This is a genomic window from Mesorhizobium sp. M7A.F.Ca.AU.001.01.1.1 (assembly GCF_004022735.1).
Lineage (GTDB): Bacteria > Pseudomonadota > Alphaproteobacteria > Rhizobiales > Rhizobiaceae > Mesorhizobium > Mesorhizobium ciceri.
Window position 1 is genome coordinate 1 of sequence record NZ_RZPF01000577.1, and the last position, 4323, is coordinate 4323.

General features: G+C 63.8%; 5 protein-coding genes. All 5 read right to left on the reverse strand.

Annotated elements, in window-relative coordinates; translation table 11 throughout:
• Positions 1-718 (reverse strand): dihydroxy-acid dehydratase (locus EN884_RS27430; protein ID WP_206617653.1); only part of this gene is annotated, 718 nt, incomplete at its 3' end.
• A gap of 14 nt (positions 719-732) precedes the next feature.
• Positions 733-1512 carry an SDR family oxidoreductase gene (locus EN884_RS27435; protein ID WP_063169849.1) on the reverse strand — a complete coding sequence of 260 codons (780 nt, stop codon included), beginning with the start codon at positions 1510-1512 and terminating at the stop codon, positions 733-735.
• Positions 1505-2395 (reverse strand): aldose 1-epimerase, encoded by an 891-nt coding sequence (locus EN884_RS27440; RefSeq protein WP_063169848.1) that lies wholly within the window; start codon positions 2393-2395, stop codon positions 1505-1507. Before EN884_RS27440 ends, EN884_RS27435 begins: the two co-directional genes overlap by 8 nt.
• A 13-nt stretch (positions 2396-2408) precedes the next feature.
• Complete coding sequence (gene araH / locus EN884_RS27445) at positions 2409-3359, reverse strand: L-arabinose ABC transporter permease AraH (RefSeq protein ID WP_063169847.1); 951 nt, start codon at positions 3357-3359, stop codon at positions 2409-2411.
• An 11-nt stretch (positions 3360-3370) separates the two neighbouring features.
• Positions 3371-4323: ATP-binding cassette domain-containing protein (locus EN884_RS27450; protein ID WP_128360842.1), on the reverse strand; the 953-nt coding region annotated here is incomplete at its 5' end.

Genomic DNA, 4323 nt, shown 5'->3' on the forward strand with positions numbered 1-4323 from the left:
TCTCGACGATGCGCCGCCCCGTCATGCGGGCGATGCGGCTGCGGCGCGCGTCGACCGCCGGATAGGCAGCGTTGCCCGGCAGCGCCAGGCCGAGCGCTTCGACCATCGAGGCCATGGTCGAGGCCGTGCCCATGGTCATGCAATGACCCGGCGAGCGTGACATGGCACTCTCGGCATTAGCGAAATCCTGCTCGCTCATCACGCCGGCGCGGACATCCTCGGAGAATTTCCAGACATCGGTGCCGGAACCTATCTCGCGGCCCTGGAAACGGCCATTGAGCATCGGCCCGCCGGAAATGACGATCGACGGCAGGTCGCAGGAGGCCGCGCCCATGACCAGCGACGGGGTGGTCTTGTCGCAGCCTGCCATCAGCACGACACCGTCCATCGGATTGCCGCGGATCGCTTCCTCGACATCCATCGAGGCGAGATTGCGGAACAGCATCGCCGTCGGGCGCAGATTGGATTCGCCGCAGGAGAAGACCGGGAATTCCAGCGGCAGGCCGCCGGCTTCCAGCACGCCCGCCTTGATGTGCTCGATCAGGCCACGGAAATGCACGTGGCAAGGCGTGAATTCGGAGAAGGTGTTGCAGATGCCGATCACCGGGCGGCCGTCGAAGGCATCGTCGGGCAGGCCGTTGTTCTTCATCCAGCTGCGGTGAATGAAGGCGTCCTTGCCCTGCCCGCCGAACCAGTGCTGCGATCGTCTCTTGGTCATGGTTTTCCCGGAATTCAGGCTGGATGCTGGAGCTGGCTCAGCCCACCATCTACGACGAGCGTGGCCGCATTCATGAACGGGCACTCGTCGGAAATCATGAACACCGCAGCCAGCGCAATCTCGCGCGCCGTGGCGATGCGGCCGCCAGGATGTAGCGCCATGGTGTTGGCGCGTGCTGTGGCCGGATCGGCAAAGCTGTTCCAGTAGTCAATCGCCTTCTGGGTTTCGACATAGCCGGGCGCCAGCGCGTTCACGCGCACCCCTTGCGCCGCATATTCGAGCGCCAGCGATTTGGTCAGGCCGAGCAGCGCGTGCTTGGCGACCGGATAGGGAAAGGTGTGTGGGATGATGGTGAAGCTGTGCGTCGAGGCGATGTTGAGGATGGCGCCGCCGCCGCTCGCGATCATGCCCGGCAACACCGCCTTGCTGCAATTCCAAGCGCCCTTGACGTTGACGTCGAAGTTGCGGTTCCATTCCTCCTCGGTCGCCTCGAGCGGCGTCGAGAACACATTGATCCCGGCATTGTTGATCAGCGCGTTTATGGGGCCGATCTCGGCGGCCGCTTGGCTGACGGCAGCGGCAATTGCGGCACCGTCGCTGATGTCGGCTGCCGCATGCCCGACATGGCCGCGCGGCACGGCGAGGCCCGCGACGGTCTTGTCCAGCAGTGCGCCGTCGCGGTCGACCAGGAACAGTCTTGCGCCTTCGGCAAGGCAGGCCTCGGCGATCGCCAGCCCGATGCCTTGCGCGGCGCCGGTCAGGAAGATGCGTTTGCCGGAAAGGCGCTCAGCCATGGTTGTCGCTCCAGTCGAAGACGGTCATTGCGAATCTTGCTCTGAGAACCTCGCCGGGGGAAAGTACCTTGATCCCCATTGGGTCGGCATCGAAATGCTTCAACGCATTTGGGGTATGGCTCATCGGCTCCAGGCAGAAGAAGCTTCGGTCCGTGTCCGGCGCAAAGAGCATGTAGCGGTCGAGCTCCGCGTCCGCCTCGATGTCGATCCCCAGACAGTGCTCCGGCCAGATGATGCGCGCGATGCCGCTCCACCCTTCGAAGCCATTGTTCAGCCAACGGTCGGGCAAATGGCGCGGCGTTGAGAAATCGACATCGGCGGCAATGGCGCTCCTGGACGCTGGAAGGTGCCCGTCGCGCTCTGTCCACCAGGTTTCGGCCGGCGCAAACAAGGTCGTCCGCGGCGTGCGCGGAAAGAATGGATGGAAACCGAGGCCGAATGGCAGTGGAATGACGCCGGTATTTTCGACGGCAAGCCGGAGTTCCAGCCGCGCGCCGGCGAGCCGGAACGACTGTCGCGCATGGTAGACATAGGGCGAGTCGACGCCGCGCGGATGATCGAAGGCCAAATGGAGGCGGTCGACGCGATGCTCCTCGACCTTCCAGTTCGCCTGCCAGCCGTCACCGTGAATATAGAAAGGATCAGTCGTGTTGGGCGCCAGCGTGAAGTTTTGACCGCCGCAGGAAAACGCATTGCCCTCGACGCGATTGCCGATCGGCACCATCGGAAAGCAAGCGCAGTGCACAACGTCGAACTCGGCCTCGCCTTGGTAGGGACGCAGGAATGGCACCCCGTCGGCCGTATGGCCGTTGACGATTGCGCTGCCAGAGGGGCTGATCTCGACGCACAGCCGATTGCTTTCCAGTAGTATTCCAGCCGACATGCCCTGCCCCGAGTCAACGCCGGCCCAAAGCCGACGAGCGCAGATTGTCGAGCAGCACGGCCAGCAGCAAAATAACGCCGCGCACGATGTACTGGTAAAAGGCCGGGATGTTGAGCAGGTTCATGGCGTTCTCGGCGATGCCCATGATCAGCACGCCGACGATGACGCCCGACATGGTGGCGCGGCCGCCGGCAAGCGAGACGCCGCCGAGCACGCAGGCCGAGATGACCGAGAGTTCCAGTCCGACCGCCGCGTTGGGCTGGCCCGAGGTGATGCGCGACGCCAGCAGGATGCCGGCGATGCCGCAGACGACGCCTTGCAGCGCAAAAATCCAGATGCGCGTCCGGTCGACATTGACGCCGGCAAGGCGCGAAGCCTCCGGATTGCCGCCGATGGCCAATGTGTTCTTGCCGAAGACGGTGCGGTTGAGGACGAAGCCGAAGATGAAAAACAGGATGGCGAGCACCCAGACCGGCGTCGGAATGCCGAGCAGTTTGGACAGCGCGAGCTGGTAGAAATCCGGGCTGTTGATGCCGACGGCGCGGCCGTCGGACGCAATCAGCGCAAACCCGCGCACGATCTGCATGGTGGCCAGCGTCGTGATCAGCGCGTTGATGCGGAATTTGGCGATGACGACGCCATTGATGAAGCCGACGAAGGCGCCGCTGGCAATTGCCGCCAAGAGGCCAAGCAGGATCGAGCCGGTGTAATTCGACGCCATCACAGCGACCATGCCGGCAAAGGCGACGATGGAGCCGACCGACAGGTCGAAGTCGCGTGCGGCAAGGCAGAACATCATGGTGCAGGCGACGATACCGACGGTGACCACCGACTGCAGCAGGCCGAGCATATTGCGGTCGGTGAGGAAATTCGGCACCAGAGCCGAGACCAGCGCGAAGGCGACGACAAAGATGACGACGAGGCCCTGTTCGCCGAGCAGGATTTTTTTCAACTGGTCGGTCATGCCAAAAGTCCTCAAGATGCGATCGCGTCGGGGGTTTTCTGATCGGGGAGAGCGGCGGCCAGGATCGCCCTTTCGGCGAACTGGTCGCGGGTGAGCTCGGCGCTGACGCGGCCGCCGCACATCACCAGAATGCGATCGCAGATGCCCATCACCTCCGGCAGTTCGGACGAGACGACAACGATCGCCATGCCGTCCTGCGCAAGCTGGTAGAGCAGTTCATAGATTTCCGATTTGGCACCGACGTCGATGCCGCGCGTCGGCTCGTCGACAATGAGAACCCGCACCCCTTGTTCGGACAGCCAGCGGCCAAGAATGACCTTCTGCTGGTTGCCGCCGGAGAGGTTGATGATGTCCTGCTTGCGCGACGGCGTGCGCACCTTGAGCTTCTTGATGAAGGTTTCGGCGGTGGCGATCTCGCTGGCGCGGTTCAACACGCCGAAGCGCGTGTGATGGCGCCGCGACGAGATGTTGATGTTCTCCTCGACCGAGCGGCCCTGGATGATGCCGTCATGCTTGCGATCCTCCGAACACAGCACGATGCCGGCCCGGATCGTACCACGCGGATCGGTGGCAGGGACCAGCTTGCCATCGACGGTGATGGTGCCGCCCGAGCGCGGATCGGCGCCATAGACCAGACGCATCAGTTCCGAGCGCCCGGCGCCGATCAGGCCGAAGAAGCCGACGATCTCGCCTGCCCTCGCCTCGAAACTGGCCGGCGTCTTCAGTTTGGGGCCGCTGAGAGCGTCGACCTTCAGGCGGACATCGCCCGTTTTTCGTGCGCGAAAACCCCAGATATCCGAAATCTCGCGGCCGACCATTTCGGCGACGACCTGGTCGCGGGTGACGCCTTTCAGCGACGCATGGTGCGCCGCCAGCTTGCCGTCGCGCAGCACGGTCAGGCTGTCGCAGAGCCGGAACACTTCGTCGAGCCTGTGCGAGACGTAGATGATGACCTTGCCCTCGC